Consider the following 17,241-nt stretch of genomic DNA (forward strand, 5'->3'; position numbering starts at 1 on the left):
GCTATGAAAGATAAGATAAAGACATGTTGGAGGGCTAAATTTGGCTGATTTACACAAAGAAATAGAAAAAAGAAGGACATTCGCGATCATTTCCCATCCGGATGCCGGAAAGACAACGCTGACAGAGAAATTTCTGTTATATGGAGGTGCGATCAACCTTGCAGGTTCCGTAAAGGGAAAGGCAACTGCGCGCCATGCAGTTTCCGACTGGATGGAAATTGAGAAACAGAGAGGTATTTCCGTTACATCATCTGTACTGCAGTTTGAATATGACGGATTTTGCATCAATATTCTGGATACACCGGGACATCAGGATTTCTCCGAGGATACTTACCGTACCCTGATGGCAGCAGATTCTGCGGTTATGGTTATTGATGGTTCTAAAGGTGTAGAGGCTCAGACACGTAAGCTGTTTAAAGTATGCGTGATGCGCCATATCCCGATTTTTACCTTTATTAATAAGATGGACAGAGATTCCAACGATCCTTTTGACCTGCTGGATGAGATCGAGAAAGAGCTTGGAATTGCAACCTGCCCGATCAACTGGCCGATTGGTTCCGGTAAAAATTTCAAGGGTGTATATGATCGGAATACAAAGAAAGTCATGACATTTTCTGACACTTTAAAGGGAACCAAAGAAGGTGAGGAAAAAGAATTTGATCTGGATTCTGAAGCATTGATGACAGAAATCGGGGAAGACTATAAAGAGCAGTTAGAGGAAGAAATTGAGCTGTTAGATGGTGCCAGTGCTGAATTTGATATGGATCTGGTATCCAAAGGACAGCTCTCACCGGTATTTTTCGGATCTGCGCTGACCAACTTTGGTGTGGAGACATTTTTGCAGCATTTCCTACAGATGACAACTTCTCCGTTGCCGAGAATATCCGACAAAGGCGAAATCAATCCGTTTTCCGAGGATTTCAGTGCCTTTGTATTCAAAATCCAGGCAAATATGAATAAAGCACACCGTGACAGAATTGCGTTCATGCGTATCTGTTCCGGACAGTTTAAGGCGGGAATGGAAGTTTTCCATGTGCAGGGCAATAAGCAGTTGAAGCTTTCCCAGCCGCAGCAGCTGATGGCGCAGGAGCGTAAGATCGTAGAGGAGGCGTATGCCGGAGATATTATCGGTGTATTTGATCCGGGTATTTTCTCCATCGGTGATACACTGACTACTGCAAAAGACAAATTTGCTTTTGAGGGAATTCCGACTTTTGCGCCGGAGCATTTTGCGAGAGTGCGTCAGTTAGATACCATGAAACGTAAGCAGTTTGTCAAAGGTATTTCCCAGATCGCGCAGGAAGGTGCGATTCAGATCTTCCAGGAGTACAACACCGGTATGGAGGAGATTATTGTCGGCGTTGTCGGCGTTCTGCAGTTTGATGTATTGAAATTCCGTCTGGAAAATGAATATAATGTAGAAATCCGTCTGGAGAATCTGCCGTATGAGCACATTCGCTGGATTGAAAATAAAGACATTGACCTGGATCATTTAAGTGGTACTTCTGATATGAAGAAGATTAAGGATCTGAAGGGCAATCCATTATTACTTTTTGTAAATGCATGGAGTGTTGGCATGACACTGGATCGAAACGAAGGTCTGGTTCTGTCTGAGTTTGGTACTAATTAACATTACTTTCGGAAATGTGCAGATAAAAAGCTGTCAGTCGGAAGTAAGCCTGCAGTAGTTATATGGTTTTGTATATAAAAATACTGCTTTCATTACGGAGGAAAATAAAATGGAAATTCTGGAAGTTACAGTTGAAAATTTTGACGAGAAAGTATTAAACAGTGAGAAACCGGTAATGCTTGATTTCTGGGCAACCTGGTGTGGACCATGCCAGATGCAGGCTCCGATCTTCCATACATTTGCTGAGAAAAATGCAGATACTACGGTATTTGGAAAAGTAAATGTGGACGAGCAGATGGAACTTGCACGTGAGTTTGAGGTAGCAAGTATCCCTACCATCCTTGTGATCAAAAACGGTGAGGTTGCTTACCGTGCAGTTGGATTACAGACTGAGGATGAACTACAGAAAGCACTTGCATAGGAAAAATACATTGAGAAAAATTGCTGTCCGGTGTCATGCTGGACAGTTTTTCTTTGTACATAATATAAAAAACGGAAACAGTAAATGACCGATTTTTTCTAAGTGACAGGAGCACGGCAGAATGTTATAATCGGGATTGACTTTTGAAGGTATTTATAATATGATAGGAACAGATGCGAACAAATGTTCACTATTTGCGAGACGATAACAGGAACGCAGACTGTTCAGATAAGGAGAGAAACGAAAGTATGGCAAAAAATGATAAAATGGAAGTTCAGAAAGAGGCAAAATTAAAAGCACTGGACGAAGCAATCGCGCATATTGAGAAGCAGTATGGAAAAGGATCCGTTATGAAACTGGGGGATCCGAGTGTACATATGAATGTAGAGACCATTCCGACCGGATGCTTAAGTCTTGATATCGCACTTGGACTTGGCGGTGTGCCAAGAGGACGTATCATTGAGGTGTATGGACCGGAATCCAGTGGTAAGACTACCGTAGCGTTACATATGGTAGCTGAGGTACAGAAACGCGGTGGCATCGCAGGATTTATCGATGCAGAGCATGCGCTTGATCCGGCTTATGCGAAAAATATCGGTGTAGACATTGATAACCTTTACATTTCACAGCCGGATAACGGTGAGCAGGCGCTGGAAATCACAGAGACAATGGTTCGCTCCGGTGCAGTGGATATCGTGATCGTGGACTCTGTTGCGGCACTGGTTCCGAAGGCAGAGATTGAGGGCGATATGGGTGATTCCCACGTAGGTTTACAGGCACGTCTGATGTCACAGGCGCTGCGTAAACTGACTGCAGTGATCAGCAAATCAAACTGTATCGTTATTTTCATCAACCAGTTGCGTGAGAAGGTTGGTGTTATGTTCGGAAATCCGGAGGTAACAACCGGTGGACGTGCGTTGAAATTCTATTCCTCCATCCGTCTGGATGTACGTCGTGTAGAGGCTTTAAAGCAGGCCGGTGAGATTCTTGGAAACCATACACGTATCAAAGTTGTTAAGAATAAAATCGCTCCGCCATTCAAAGAGGCTGAGTTTGATATCGTATTCGGACAGGGAATCTCCAGAGAGGGCGATATCCTTGATCTGGCGGCAAATACAGACGTGGTTAATAAATCTGGTGCATGGTATGCGTACAACGGCGAGAAAATCGGTCAGGGACGTGAGAATGCCAAGAAATACCTGAAAGAGAATCCGGAGATCTGCCAGGAAATCGAGGCAAAAGTACGTGCGTACTATCATCTGGATGGAGAAGAAACAGCAGAGGGAGCTGGTGCAGATACTTCCGTGGAAGCTGCTGCACAGACTGACGCAGAATAATGCAGATACAGGAGATTATCAGAGGAAAAAAGGGAAAGCTTACCGTTCGATTGGAGGGAGGGCTTTCCTTTCCCATTTATGAAAAAGAAGCAGCAAAGTATCGGATGATGGAGGGTGGTACGCTGTCTGATCAGGAGTGGAATGAAATCTGTACAGAAATTCTGGAGAAACGTGCCAAGCGTCGTGCGTTATATATTTTGCAGAGAATGGAGCGGACAGAATACCAGCTGCGTCAGAAACTGCAGGAAAACGGTTATCCGGAAGATATTGTGCAGTGTGCCATTGATTATGTGAAATCCTTTCATTACGTGGATGATTATCGTTATGCCTGTACATACATTCGATATCATCAGGCAGAAAAGAGCCGGCTGCAGTTGAAAATGAAGCTATATGAGCGTGGTGTCGCGTCAGATCTGATCGATCAGGCGCTGGAAGACGAATATGCGGGCGAAGAAGAGCAGCTGATTGATCGTCTGCTGGAGAAGAAGCATTATGATGCGGAAACAATGGATCAGAAGGAAAAGCAGCGAATCTATCAGTATCTGATGCGGAGAGGTTTTCGGTCTGAGGCTATCCGGCGTCGGATGGGGATATAAAGTGTTTTTGTGTCGAAACAGTTATGGATTGTATACAGTTTAGTGCCTTGGTTAGTATTATTTGCTTGACAGAAAGCACAAAAAAGTATAAAATTTAATAGTTGTAATTTATGACATAATACCAGATATAAATTGTTATATGTACAATGAAAATTAAATAAGGAGGTGCTCCTGTGGCGCAGATTATCATTGCGGTGGTAATTACTGCTGTAGTTGCAATCTTGCTTACTTACGTAGCATCTAATGCACATTTTAAGAAAGTCTCTGATGAGAAAATCGGAAGTGCAGAGGATCGTGCGAGAGCAATTATCGATGAAGCTGTGAAATCTGCTGAGACGAAGAAACGTGAGGCTTTACTCGAGGTCAAGGAAGAGTCTATTAAGACAAAGAATGAACTTGACAAAGAGATCAAAGACCGCAGATCTGAGATTCAGCGTAACGAGCGTCGTATAGAACAGAAAGAGGCTAATCTGGATAAAAAACTGGAAGCTATCGAGCGACGTGAGCAGAGCTTTGCGGCAAAAGAAGAAGAGATTAAGCGACAGAAAGCAGAAGTTGCCAAGCTGAATGAAGAACGCATACAGGAACTGGAGCGAATTTCAGGACTCACCTCTGAACAGGCAAAAGAATATCTCCTGAAAACAGTTGAAGAAGATGTGAAACTGGATACTGCAAAGTTGATCAAGGAAATGGAGCATCAGGCAAAGGAAGAGGCTGGAAAGAAAGCAAAAGAATACGTAGTAAATGCGATTCAGAAATGTGCAGCCGATCATGTTGCCGAGACTACAATTTCTGTTGTGCAGCTTCCAAATGATGAGATGAAAGGACGTATCATTGGTCGAGAGGGACGTAACATCCGTACTCTTGAGACTATGACAGGTGTAGACCTGATCATTGATGATACACCGGAAGCAGTTATCCTGTCCGGCTTCGATCCAATCCGTCGTGAGGTGGCTCGTATCGCTCTTGAAAAACTGATCGTTGATGGACGTATCCATCCGGCCAGAATCGAAGAGATGGTAGAGAAAGCACAGAAAGAAGTAGAGAGTATGATCCGTGAGGAAGGTGAGGCCGCTACACTTGAAGTAGGTGTACATGGCATTCATCCGGAACTGGTACGTCTCCTTGGACGTATGAAATTCCGTACCAGCTATGGTCAGAATGCATTAAAACATTCCATCGAAGTAGCACAGTTAAGCGGACTGCTTGCTGCAGAGATTGGTGTGGATGTCAGAGTTGCCAAACGTGCAGGTCTTCTGCATGATATCGGTAAATCTGTTGACCACGAGATGGAAGGTTCTCATATCCAGTTGGGTGTTGAACTTTGTAGAAAGTTCAAGGAGTCTCCTACTGTTATCAATGCTGTGGAAGCTCATCATGGTGATGTTGAGCCGGAGAGCTTGATCGCATGTCTGGTACAGGCTGCAGATACTATTTCCGCAGCAAGACCAGGTGCTCGTAGAGAGACGCTGGAAACATATTCAAACAGATTAAAGAAACTGGAAGATATCACAAATAGTTTCAAGGGAGTAGACAAATCTTTTGCAGTTCAGGCGGGCAGAGAAGTTCGTATTATGGTTGTACCTGAGCAGATCAGTGATGCAGATATGGTACTTCTGGCCAGAGATGTTTCAAAGCAGATTGAGGCTGAATTGGAATATCCGGGTCAGATCAAAGTAAATGTTATCCGCGAAAGCCGTGTAACAGATTACGCGAAATAAGTATCATAGACCATAATCAGACAGTTCGTATGATGAAAATGAGTTTAAAGACCTGTAAATCTTCGAAAGAAGATTTACAGGTCTTTTTGCGTGCATATAAAAAAGGATGATGATAAAGGGAAACAAATATGTCTGATAAAAGAAAAAGAAAAAGAAGAACTCACGAAATTGCTATAGCCCTGTCTGGGTGAGTGGGAATACAAGCATCGTGAGTTCTTTTTTTGGTATGAAATATAAAGGTGTATGAGTTAAAAATGATTAACGTGCAAGTCCTGCAGCATCTAACTGCTTGCGAATCTGTGGTGCAATCAGCAGTGCAAGGATCATTTTAATAAAATCACCTGGCAGGAAAGGAATAACACCAGCCATAAGTGCAGCAGATAAGCCCATGTGAGCCTGAATAGCAAGCCATGCGGTTCCAAGTGCATAGCACACAGCAGTTCCAAGGATCATACCGAGGAAGCAGAGTGCTTTTTTGTTACGAAAATGATTGATAAAGAAACCGGCGATCAGTGCCAGCGGGATAAATCCAATTAGATATCCGCCAGTTGGTCCAAAGAGTTTTCCAGGACCGCTGGTAAAGCCGGAAAATACCGGGATTCCAACCAAACCGATCAGAAGATAGATCAGGTAACTGATAGTTCCTTTTTTTGTTCCCAGAATGAACAGGGAAAAATAAATCACAAGGTTGGTAAGTGAAATCGGTACCGGGCCAATTGGAATGGAAAGTGGTGCCAGTACACAAGTTACAGCGGTCATGACCGCGATCATGGCAATCTGTTGAATCGTAAATTTTGAAGTCGTTTTCGTTGTTGCATTGTTCATAAGTCATTCTCCATTTTCTATGCATTGATTTTATATTTGGAAGCCCATATCAGTAAGCATTTTCTGATCTTGTCTGGTATTATTTCCAACAGTAGTAAGCATGTCACCAGTGATGGTGGCGTTGACACCTGCTTCAAATAACCGGCGTCCACCGTCTTTGAAGTAACTGCGTCCTGCTGCCATACGGATATATGCATTCGGATTCAGATAGCGGAACATGGCAACTGCGCGGATGATCTCATCCTCTGTCAGTGCCGGAAGCCCGGCAAACGGAGTTCCAGGAACCGGGATCAGTGCATTGATCGGGATAGATACAATGCCAAGCTCAGATAAAGATACTGCCATATCCAGCCGGTCAGCAAAAGTTTCGCCCATGCCGATAATGCCACCGGAACAGACAGCAAGCCCTGCGTCCTGTGCCAGTTTGATCTCACGAATTTTGTCATCATACGTATGGGTTGTACATATATTTGGGAAGTTGCGGCGGGATGTCTCGATATTAGCATGATACATGGTAACACCGGCATCTTTCAGACGGAAAAATGCTTCCGGTGCCAGTAATCCATGGGACGCACACAGACGCAGCGTACTGTTTTTATGTAATTCTTCGTAGGTGTGGATCAGTTTTTCCAGATCATCACCTTCTACTGTTCTTCCGGCAGTGACGATGGAGTAAGCATGCACGCCGGCAGCTTCTCTGGCACGGCAGTCCGCAAGAACGACATCGGTGTCTAACATGCCATAAGTTTCACAGGAAGTGTGGTGAAAGGATGATTGTGCACAGAATTTGCAGTTTTCCGAGCATTTTCCGGCACGACCGTTGATGATCGTGCATAAATCTATAGAATTTCCACATAATGCCTTTCGGATTTCATTTGCTCCGGCAGCCAGTTCTTCCAGATCTGCAGTTTCAAAAAACGACAGATCATCATCGCGGGTCAGGCGGCGACCGTTTATGATTTCTTTGGTAAGTTCAGTGATATTCATAATCAATTCTCCATTCTTGCATATAGAATCGTATTTTGAACGCAAAGCGACTGCGTTCATGAGCACGTAGCGAAAGCGGATTGCGAATGTCCGCTTTACATGTATGATTCTGTTGCTTAGTATAAGCAGAATGGAGTTAATTGTCAACCTATAAAATAATATTTGGTTAACATTAGAAAAGTTAATAGAAAGAAATATTAACAAACAGTATTGCGATACTCATTTGGAGTCATACCTTCCTGTTTTTTAAAAGCAGTACAAAATCCACTCTCATCAGAAAAACCAGAGCGAATCGAAATTTCTTTTATGGACATCTGGCTTGTTTTCAGCAAAAATTTTGCATTTGCCATGCGGGTAGTAATGAGATATTTGTGTGGAGTCATGCCTGTTTCTTTGGTAAACACCCGGGAAAAATAGTATGGACTCAACGCTGCAATATCTGCTAATTCCTGAAGTGTAATGGATTTATAAAAATATTTGTTAATGTGTGAAATGGCTTCTGATACGTTAGTTTGCGTTTTCTTAGTTGTCTGCTGTGTCGTTTCAGCGGTTAACAAATCTGTCAGAATATTTGTGATCGTGCCGGAAATCTGGTCTTCTGCAATTGGTGCACGGTTGCGGAAAGTATCGTAGATATCATAGAGGGATCTGCGGATGGTATCCGGGTGAGCTGGATAGAGCAGAGAGCCTTTTTCAGATACAATTGTTTCATAAAAAGTGCGCGCCATCGGACCGTCAAAATGCAGCCAGAGGGCTTCAAAACCGGAATCGGTACCGTAGGCATGTGGCGCATAGCAATCCAGAAGAACAAGCTGTCCTGCCATAGCCTGCATTGTCTGGTTGTGAACCGTTACAAAACAGGTTCCTTTCAAAATGTACATCAGTAGAAAACTGTTGTAAGAATCTCGTGCCAGCCGGTAGCCACTTTCGTAACGGAAAGAGCCGGTACAGATTGGATAGAAAAACAGTTTTTGGGCAAGGGTGCTTGGGGTGTATACATAGTAATCGGAATTTGGCAGAATGTGCGTTTCGTAAGATATCATAGGAACCTCCTGAATATTTGAGAAAGCGGATTGCGAATGTCCGCTTTACATTACTGTAAGTATACGTGTTTTATTAGCTTATGTCAAAAGCAATTTTTGGCAATGAATCAGCAATTAAATTGAATGAAAACAGGAACTGTATGGAATATAATGAGAGCAAGAAATTGATAATGATTAGATGAATTTACGCAGAAACGATAACAGGAGAAGAAAAGCAGAAAGGACGGGAAAGTATGGAAGCGGCAAACAGCGCAAAAATCTGGGAAGAAGATGTAGTGATTCCAACTTATGAGATTGGTGCACCGGACAAAAATCCGATGTTTTTGGAAAAACGAGTATATCAGGGTAGTTCCGGAAAAGTATATCCGTATCCGACCACAGAGAAGATCAGTCATGAAAAGAAAGACAAGATCTGGCACGCAGTATATCTGGAAAATGAATATCTGAAGGTTATGATCCTGCCGGAACTTGGCGGACGAATCCAGCGTGCATACGATAAAACAAATGATTACGACTTTGTATATTATAATCATGTGATCAAACCGGCGCTGGTGGGACTTGCCGGTCCGTGGATTTCCGGTGGTATTGAATTTAACTGGCCGCAGCATCACCGCCCAACGACGTATATGCCGGTGGATCACTTGGTGGAAACCCATGCGGATGGCAGCGTGACACTGTTGGTGGGAGATGTGGACCAGATGTATGGCACCAAAGTGTTGACTTCCTTTACTTTGTATCCGGGAAAATCTTATATCGAAATCCGGGGACAGCTTTATAACCGAACACCACTGCCACAGACATTTTTGTGGTGGGCAAACCCGGCGGTTTCCGTCAATGAATACACGCAGTCGATTTTTCCACCGGATGTACATACCGTGTATGATCATGGAAAACGTGCCGTTTCAAGATTCCCGATTGCAAAGGGAGAGTATTATAAACACGACTACAGCGAAGGGGTTGACATTTCCAGATACAAAAACATTCCGGTTCCGACTTCTTACATGGCAGAAACGTCAAAATATGATTTCGTGGGCGGTTATGATTATAAAAAAGAAGCCGGACTGCTCCATGTGGCAGACCACCATTTTTCACCGGGTAAAAAGCAGTGGACCTGGGGCTGTGGTGAATTCGGAAAAGCCTGGGACCGCAACCTGACGGATGAGGATGGCCCGTACATCGAACTGATGACAGGTGTATACACAGAAAATCAGCCGGATTTCAGCTGGTTAAAACCATTTGAAGAAAAAGTATTTACCCAGTATTTTATGCCATACAAAAAAGTAGGAGCAGTAAAAAATGCTTCCATTCATGCGGCTTTGAATCTGGAACTGACTTCACAGGGCGCAAAAATCGTCGTATATACAACGGAAGAATATGCAGATGCAGAAATCGTGCTGGAGCAGAACGGAACAGAAATCTTCCGAAAACAGACAAAACTGTCTCCAATGGAAACTTACAAAGAAATCATTCCGGTGTCAGCGAAAAAAATACAGGAACTGAAGGTGGCAGTTTATGGACATGGCAGACTGCTGGTGGCATATGAGCCGGAAGAGGAAACGATTCCCAAGCTTGGTGAGCCGGCGGAGGCAGCAAAGAAGCCGGAAAAGATTTTGACAAATGAAGAATTGCTTCTGACGGCACAGCATATCGAGCAGCATCGTCATGCGACCTGGAGGCCGGATCCATATTATCTGGAAGGATTAAAACGAGATCCGGGAGATATCCGGATCAATCAGGCCTACGGCATGCTTCTGATGCGGCGGGGACAGTTTGCAGAAGCGGAAAAATATTTCCGGGCAGCAATCAAACGTCTGACATGGCGGAGCCCGAATCCTTATGACAGCGAGCCTTACTATAACCTTGGACTTGTACTGTTTTATCAAGACAGAAAAGAAGAAGCATATGATGCTTTTTATAAGGCGGCATGGACAAATGCGCAGCAGGAAATGTCTTATTATTATCTGGCCTGCATTGCGTGTGGAGATGGTGAATATGAGCATGCATTGGAACTTGTGGAGCGCAGTCTGGTGAAAAACAGTCATAATGTCAAGGCGAGAGGATTGAAAGCTGTATTATTGCGTAAATTAAATCGTGTGGAAGCAGCGGAAAAGTGGAGAGCAGAGAATCTGGAATTGGATGCTTTTGATTATGTGACATTGTTTGAGAATGTGTTAGCTGGAAAAGATGAAGGAAAAAATCACTCTGCCAAAATAGTATTTCAGGAAAGAAGCAGAGGCTTTTATGAGACATATTTGCAGACAGCCAGAGATTACGCAGAGTATGGATGTTCAGAAGAAGCAATCTGCATATTGAAATCTTGCGCTGTGCAGCAGCCGATGATTTATTACTATCAGGCATATTATCAGCAGAAATTAGAGGCATTTGTTGAAGGAAATTTGACTATCAATAGAGAAAATGATGGAGTAGCAATGGGATTGTGCCAGAAAGCCAATGCAGAAAATAACAAAGATATAACAGATACATTGTATGAAAAAGCAGAGAAGTGTGCACCAGACTATTGCTTCCCGAATAAACTGGAGGACATTGCAGTATTGGAGCAGGCAATCGTTGCAAATCCAAAAGGGGCAAAAGCATATTATTATTTAGGCAATTTGTATTATGATAAATTGCGGTATGATCGTGCAATCGCACTTTGGGAACAGTCCATCATGCTGGATGCATCTTATTCAACTGCACATCGAAATCTGGCAATTGCATATTATAACAAACGGCAGGATGCTGAGGCAGCCCGCAAGGAACTGGAACAGGCATTTGCACTGGATGAATCCGACAGCCGTGTATTTTTGGAACTGGATCAGTTATATAAGAAACTTGGCGTGTCATTTGCAGAACGTTTGAAACAGTATGAAGCGAGGGAGAAACTGATCCGGGAGCGGGATGATACGATGCTGGAGTGGGTGACACTATATAATTTGGACGGTGAGCCGCAGAAAGCCTATGATCTCATCATGAGCCATTCCTTCCGCCCATGGGAAGGTGCAGAAGGGCGGATTTCCGGTCAGTATAAGATTGCACTGGCAACACTGGCAAGGGAAGCAATGCAGAAAAAAGATTATGAACGTGCGGAGCTGCTTTTGAAGCAGGCATTACAGTATCCGGAGAATCTGGGTGAAGGACGTCTGGAAGGCACCAAGGATAATGACATTTATTATGAACTTGGTGTGGTACAGGAACATTTGAACCGACAGGATGAGGCGCGGAAGTATTTTGAATTGGCACAAATCGGTGATAACGAGCCGGCGGGCGCAATGTATTACTATGATCAGCCAGCGGATATGATATTGTATCAGGCATTGGCAAGCAAAAAGCTGAATCAAATGAAACGTTATCATGCCTGTCTGAACAAGTTGCAGGATTATGGAGAGCAGCATTTGTACGATCATGTAGAAGATGATTTCTTTGCGGTATCGTTGCCTGATTTTCTGATTTTTGAAGATGATATTACACAAAAAAACAAGGCACATTGCTATTATCTGATGGGATTGTCGAAATTGGGCGCAGGTGAATATGCGGCGGCAGAGGAAAATTTTGAGAAGTGTATGGAGATTGATTATAATCACCAGAAGAGTAGACTGTATCGGGAGATGTGCAGGAAATAAGTTCAAATTATAATTGAATAAAGATGGGCGAAAAATCAATCGTAAGTAATTGCGATTGATTTTTGTTATATAAAACAATAAAAAAGAAACGAGCATCCTTTTCCAGTCGAGTAACCTTACTCAGTAACAAAACCCATTTCTTAGTTATGATTGTATGATGTTGCTGTTAAAAAGTCAAATAAAAATTGAAATTAATTTTTAAAATTGTTCAGAGCGATATATTATGATATGATTTATTTAATAATATATTGAAAACAAAAGTCGCAAAAAGACTTTTGTTAACTTAAAAAGCAGAAGGGGTATATTAATGACCGGAGAAAAGTTTACATTAATGCAATATTCAGTGCATGCAATATTGGGTTTAATCGAAGCAGAAGATTTTGTGATACCTGAAATTCAGCGTCCGTTTGTTTGGAAGCGCAGTCAGGTTAGAGACTTGATTGATTCATTATATAATGGATATCCAACAGGATATATAATTACTTGGAAAAATCCAGATGTAAAAACAAAAGATGGTGGAAAGGCAAATGGTAAAAAGGTTTTAATTGATGGGCAACAGAGGGTAACTGCTTTGATGGCGGCAATCTCAGGTAAAGAAGTATTAGATGATGATTTTAATAAAGAGCGTATAAAAATAGCATTTAATCCTTTAACAGATGATGAAACAAAAAGGTTTGCAGTACAAGATGCTTCTCATCTCAAAGATAAAAAATGGATTCCTGATATATCAATATTATTTTCAACAGGATTTAAACAGAGAGCATTTGAAAATGAATATGCAAATAATAATCCAGATGTGGATTTAGATGAATTGTCGGAAGTTTTAACAAAGTTAAAAAGCATTGCAAATCGTCAGATTGGTGTAATTGAACTAGATGCAACATTAGATATTGACGAAGTAACTGAAATTTTTATTCGTATCAATTCTAAAGGTACGTCATTAAGTCAGTCTGATTTTGTTATGTCAAAAATGGCAGCAGATTCGGTACATAATGGTAGTTTAATGAGAAAGACAGTGGATTATTTTTGCCATTTGGCAGTTAAACCAGATTTTTATTCTCATTTGGTAAATGACAAAGAATTTCAAAATTCTAAATATGCAGATAAAATTAAATGGTTAGCAAATGATTATGATGATATCTATGATCCGGATTATGGAGATATGTTAAGGGTATCATTTATGCATCAATTTAAGCGTGGAAAATTGGCAGATTTGGTTAGTTTGCTTTCTGGTAGAGATTTTGTGACAAAAGAATTTCGTGATGATATTGTAGAAGAGTCGTATAAAAAATTAGACAATGGTATTATGAATTTTATTAATAAATATAATTTTTCACAATTCATCATGGCGATTAAAGGTGCAGGATTTGTATCAGGTAAGCTATTAAATTCAAAAATGACACTTGATTTTGCATATACGTTATATTTAATGCTATTAGCTGATCCACAAATTCCTAATGCACAGATTAAGAGATATGTGCAAAAATGGTTTGTACTGTCAACTTTAACATCAAGATATATAGGTTCTCCAGAAACACAGATGGATAGAGATATGCGAAATATTGGAGAAAAAGGATTTTTGCAGTTCCTTTCAGAAGTGGAGGCATCGTCATTATCGGAAACTTTTTGGAATGTAACATTGCCACAAAATCTGGAAACATCATCTGTTAATAGCCCGGCGTTTAATATTTTTCTTGCGGCACAAATTAATCAGAATTGTAACTCATTGTTAATGAGGGGAACAAAGGTTAATGATTTGATAACTATTTCCGGGGATGTACATCATATATTTCCTAAGGAATATTTGAAGAAAAATGGAGTGACTACCAAAACAAAATATAATCAGGTAGCAAATTATATTTATTTGGATACTCAAGTAAACAAGGCAATTAGTGATGATGCGCCGGCAGTTTATTTTTCAAAAGTGAAAGAACAATGTGCTACAAAAAATATCGTTTTGGGAAATATTTCGGAAGAAGAATTGTTATATGAAAATCTGGTAGATAATTGTATTCCATACGATATTTTTGAAATGCGGATTGATGATTATGATATTTTCTTACAGGAACGTAGGAAATTGATGTCTCGGTTGATTCAGAGATATTATGAGGAATTATAATTAAAAAATAAAAGTGGAAAAGTTGAAGAAAGTATTTAATTATAATGAAAATATATGCCTTGTTTTGGATTGGGGCATAAATGAACAGCTGGAACTGATATTGATAAATTGTTGCCACCTATATCACGTTTTGGCGGTGGTAGGGACAAAAAGAAGCAACAAGTTATTGATAAGTTGAACATCTTTTTTGAAAAATATTATGGCATCGGTGGCACAGCGTTTTCTACTAAATCAGAACAGATTCTGGAAATTGGTGGTCAGAATAGTAGAAATGTATTAAAAATGGTGGCGGAGCCTATGCTATTTAAAAAGAATATGCAAATTAAAGATGAATAGTTTTTTCGTGAGTACATTTAATATGAGCATTGTGTTTGTTGCAGAGTAGTGGGGAAAGTGAGGGATTAAATGATACCATTAAAAATAGAAACGTTGTTGGATGGACGTGTTGTTGAACATGATCGTGTTGAATACAAAACTGGTTGGAATCCTAATGATATTATTCATTCAATTTGTGCATTTGCAAATGATTATGATAATTCTAATGGCGGATATATTGTAATTGGAGTAAAGGAAGAAAACGGAATGCCTGTTTTTCCGTTGGCAGGAGTTCCTAAGGAGAAATTAGATTCAATCCAGCAGGAAATTTTCCAATATTGTAATATGATTGCACCAAGATATATTCCAAGAATTGAAATTATAAATTATAAAAATTCGGAAACATATTTAGTATATTTATGGTGTCCGGCTGGTGATAGTGGTCCCTATCAAGCGCCGCAATCAGTATATGGTGCTAAAGGAGAGAAAATAGATAAAAGCATGAAATATTGGATACGTCCAGCATCACTTACCACAGACGCAAAACAGGATGAAATATCTGAATTATATGATAAATTTAATTCTGTCCCATATGACGATAGAATAAACTATAAAGCTAAGATTGATGACATTAGAAGAGGATATATTGAGGATTTTATCAGGAAGAGTAACAGTAGTTTGATAAATGAACTTAATAACTGTACATTAGAGGATTTGTTGATTGCACAGGAAGTGGCAGACGAGACGGACACAGAGCTTGATATAAGAAATATTGGTGTTTTGATGTTTACAGAACATCCGGAAAAGTTGATTCCAGGTGCATATATTGAATTGATACGGTTTAATACAAAGGATGCAGAAGCTTCTGATGATTTTGTTGAAAAGACATTTACCGGACCTATTTGGAAACAAGTGATAGATGCATTAGATTATATTAAGAATACAGTTATTGAGCAGAAGGTAGAAAAAATACAAGGTCAGGCAGAAGCTGTAAGATTTTACAATTATCCATATAATGCATTGGAGGAAGCATTGGTTAATGCAATATTTCATAAATCGTATCGTGAACCTGAACCAGTAGAAATTCGCATATATGTAGATAGCATTCAGATTTTGAACTATCCGGGACTTGCAAAATGGATTAATCTTGAACGTTTTGAAGCTGGAATGATAAGAGGAAGAAAATATCGTAACCGAAGAATTGGTGAATTTTTTAAAGAAATTGATTTATCTGAGAAGAAGGGCACTGGTATTCCAAAAATATTACGTGAGCTTAGGAAAAACGGTTCTCCTGCACCGGAATTTGATATGGACGAAGATAGAACATATTTGAATACGATTATTCATATTAGGGATGGATTTGAAGTAAAAGCTACTGTTGGTGGATCAAGTATGGAAAATGAAAGAAGTTTGAAGGAAGTTTTGAAAGAAGATTTGAAAGAAGTTGATTATAATAAAGTTCTTCCGATCGTAGAAATTATGGATAAGTATGGAAGTATTACGCCTGAAGAGGCAAAGCAAGTATGTGGAAAATCATCTGCAACTATATGGCGTTATCTTAAACTTTTAACTGAAACCGGGTATGTTGTTCCAGAGGGAAATACGAATAAGAGTGTGTATAAAGTTAAAAAATTTTCATAAAGTAAGATATGTGTCAGATGATGTGGAATGGTTGCCAATGGTCACATTTATAAAGAAAATCAGAGTACTATGGGAGGAATGCATACATGATACACAAAAAAATTGAAATCCAAGCCCGCGGCACCGAAGCCGCCGGCTACTTATACACCTATTTTCTGGACAGCTCCATTGAGATGCGTCCAAACGAAAAACGCCCGGTTATTCTGATGTGCCCGGGAGGCGGCTATGAAATGACTTCCGACCGGGAGGCAGAACCGATGGCCATGCAGTTTCTTGCTATGGGCTATCATGTTGCCATTTTGCGTTACAGTGTCAGTCCGGTGCGTTATCCGGTGGCATTGCAGCAGGTAGCAGAAAGCGTATTATATCTGAAATATCATGCAGAAGAATACCATATTGATCCGGAGAAAATTGTATTACAGGGATGTTCGGCAGGAGGACATCTGGCTGCCAATTATGGCATTGCCTGGAACAGTCCGTTTTTGACAAAACGCATGGGGATGGAGAATGATCCGGAACAGCTTCGCGTAGCAGGGTTATTATTGTGCTACCCAGTTATCACTTCCGGGGAAAAAGCACATGAAGGATCTTTTCGAAATTTGCTGGGAGAACAGTATGAAGAGAAAAAGGAAGAACTTTCACTGGAAAACTGTGTGACGCCTGATACACCACCAACGTTTTTATGGCATACATCAACGGATGAAACAGTACCTGTAGAAAATTCACTTTACTTTTTTCAGTCCTGTCTGCAGCAGGGCGTTTCCGCAGAATTGCATATTTACCCGGTGGGAGGACACGGAATTTCTCTTGCAAATGAAGAAACCTGCCGTGCCAACGGAATCGGAGTACAAAAGGAGTGTCAGAGCTGGATTAATCTGGCTCAGACTTGGTTAGAAGGATTGTTTGCATAGTGCTTGATGAAGAGGAAAAATATGATTTTCTATTACATCAAAAAAGTAATCGGATGAGGCTGGTCAGGTCTGTTT

General features: G+C 40.8%; 12 protein-coding genes. 9 read left to right on the forward strand and 3 right to left on the reverse strand.

Annotated features, from left to right (window positions below; genetic code table 11):
• Positions 1 to 40: 40 nt before the first annotated feature.
• The 5 genes from Q0I54_RS00115 to rny all read left to right on the forward strand — a co-directional run bounded on the left by Q0I54_RS00115 (position 41) and on the right by rny (position 5,705).
• Complete coding sequence (locus Q0I54_RS00115; RefSeq protein WP_296115455.1) at positions 41 to 1,630, forward strand: peptide chain release factor 3; 1,590 nt, start codon at positions 41 to 43, stop codon at positions 1,628 to 1,630.
• 109 nt (positions 1,631 to 1,739) lie between these two features.
• Entirely contained in the window at positions 1,740 to 2,051 is a 312-nt protein-coding gene (gene trxA, locus Q0I54_RS00120; protein ID WP_296115456.1) for a thioredoxin, read from the forward strand.
• Positions 2,052 to 2,317: 266 nt separating this feature from the next.
• A complete protein-coding gene (recA, locus tag Q0I54_RS00125; protein ID WP_296115564.1) occupies positions 2,318 to 3,388 on the forward strand; it encodes a recombinase RecA in 1,071 nt (356 codons plus the stop codon).
• Between the two features lie 104 nt (positions 3,389 to 3,492).
• The gene (locus tag Q0I54_RS00130) at positions 3,493 to 3,984 is read left to right on the forward strand and encodes a regulatory protein RecX (RefSeq protein WP_296115457.1); all 492 of its coding nucleotides are present in this window, start codon (positions 3,493 to 3,495) and stop codon (positions 3,982 to 3,984) included.
• A 173-nt stretch (positions 3,985 to 4,157) separates the two neighbouring features.
• Positions 4,158 to 5,705 carry a ribonuclease Y gene (rny, locus tag Q0I54_RS00135; RefSeq protein ID WP_296115459.1) on the forward strand — a complete coding sequence of 516 codons (1,548 nt, stop codon included), beginning with the start codon at positions 4,158 to 4,160 and terminating at the stop codon, positions 5,703 to 5,705.
• A 258-nt stretch (positions 5,706 to 5,963) separates the two neighbouring features.
• On the opposite strand, the gene Q0I54_RS00140 is transcribed toward rny, so the two are convergent.
• The 3 genes from Q0I54_RS00140 to Q0I54_RS00150 all read right to left on the reverse strand — a co-directional run bounded on the left by Q0I54_RS00140 (position 5,964) and on the right by Q0I54_RS00150 (position 8,560).
• Positions 5,964 to 6,530 (reverse strand): biotin transporter BioY, encoded by a 567-nt coding sequence (locus Q0I54_RS00140; RefSeq protein WP_296115462.1) that lies wholly within the window; start codon positions 6,528 to 6,530, stop codon positions 5,964 to 5,966.
• A 30-nt stretch (positions 6,531 to 6,560) separates the two neighbouring features.
• Entirely contained in the window at positions 6,561 to 7,511 is a 951-nt protein-coding gene (gene bioB, locus Q0I54_RS00145) for a biotin synthase BioB (RefSeq protein WP_296115566.1), read from the reverse strand.
• A gap of 203 nt (positions 7,512 to 7,714) precedes the next feature.
• Positions 7,715 to 8,560 (reverse strand): AraC family transcriptional regulator, encoded by an 846-nt coding sequence (locus Q0I54_RS00150; RefSeq protein ID WP_296115465.1) that lies wholly within the window; start codon positions 8,558 to 8,560, stop codon positions 7,715 to 7,717.
• A gap of 233 nt (positions 8,561 to 8,793) precedes the next feature.
• Between Q0I54_RS00150 and Q0I54_RS00155 the strand changes: the two genes are divergently transcribed.
• The 4 genes from Q0I54_RS00155 (at position 8,794) to Q0I54_RS00175 (ending at position 17,166) form a co-directional block, all read left to right on the forward strand.
• Positions 8,794 to 12,180, forward strand: coding sequence for a DUF5107 domain-containing protein (locus Q0I54_RS00155; RefSeq protein ID WP_296115467.1), 3,387 nt, complete (start codon positions 8,794 to 8,796; stop codon positions 12,178 to 12,180).
• A gap of 307 nt (positions 12,181 to 12,487) precedes the next feature.
• Entirely contained in the window at positions 12,488 to 14,299 is a 1,812-nt protein-coding gene (locus Q0I54_RS00160; protein ID WP_296115469.1) for a DUF262 domain-containing protein, read from the forward strand.
• 405 nt (positions 14,300 to 14,704) lie between these two features.
• On the forward strand, positions 14,705 to 16,255 hold the full coding sequence (locus tag Q0I54_RS00170) for an ATP-binding protein (protein WP_296115470.1): 1,551 nt from the start codon (positions 14,705 to 14,707) through the stop codon (positions 16,253 to 16,255).
• Positions 16,256 to 16,341: 86 nt separating this feature from the next.
• Positions 16,342 to 17,166, forward strand: coding sequence for an alpha/beta hydrolase (locus Q0I54_RS00175; protein ID WP_296115472.1), 825 nt, complete (start codon positions 16,342 to 16,344; stop codon positions 17,164 to 17,166).
• The last annotated feature ends 75 nt before the right edge of the window (positions 17,167 to 17,241 follow it).

Source organism: uncultured Eubacterium sp. (assembly GCF_934295145.1).
GTDB lineage: Bacteria > Bacillota > Clostridia > Lachnospirales > Lachnospiraceae > Eubacterium_I.

Coding starts and splice junctions, on each gene's coding strand:
- trxA (WP_296115456.1), top strand. CDS start 1,740: ATGGAAATTCTGGAAGTTACAGTTGAAAATTTTGACGAGAAAGTATTA.
- recA (WP_296115564.1), top strand. CDS start 2,318: ATGGAAGTTCAGAAAGAGGCAAAATTAAAAGCACTGGACGAAGCAATC.
- Q0I54_RS00130 (WP_296115457.1), top strand. CDS start 3,493: ATGATGGAGGGTGGTACGCTGTCTGATCAGGAGTGGAATGAAATCTGT.
- Q0I54_RS00140 (WP_296115462.1), bottom strand. CDS start 6,530: ATGAACAATGCAACAACGAAAACGACTTCAAAATTTACGATTCAACAG.
- Q0I54_RS00150 (WP_296115465.1), bottom strand. CDS start 8,560: ATGATATCTTACGAAACGCACATTCTGCCAAATTCCGATTACTATGTA.
- Q0I54_RS00155 (WP_296115467.1), top strand. CDS start 8,794: ATGGAAGCGGCAAACAGCGCAAAAATCTGGGAAGAAGATGTAGTGATT.
- Q0I54_RS00160 (WP_296115469.1), top strand. CDS start 12,488: ATGACCGGAGAAAAGTTTACATTAATGCAATATTCAGTGCATGCAATA.
- Q0I54_RS00170 (WP_296115470.1), top strand. CDS start 14,705: ATGATACCATTAAAAATAGAAACGTTGTTGGATGGACGTGTTGTTGAA.
- Q0I54_RS00175 (WP_296115472.1), top strand. CDS start 16,342: ATGATACACAAAAAAATTGAAATCCAAGCCCGCGGCACCGAAGCCGCC.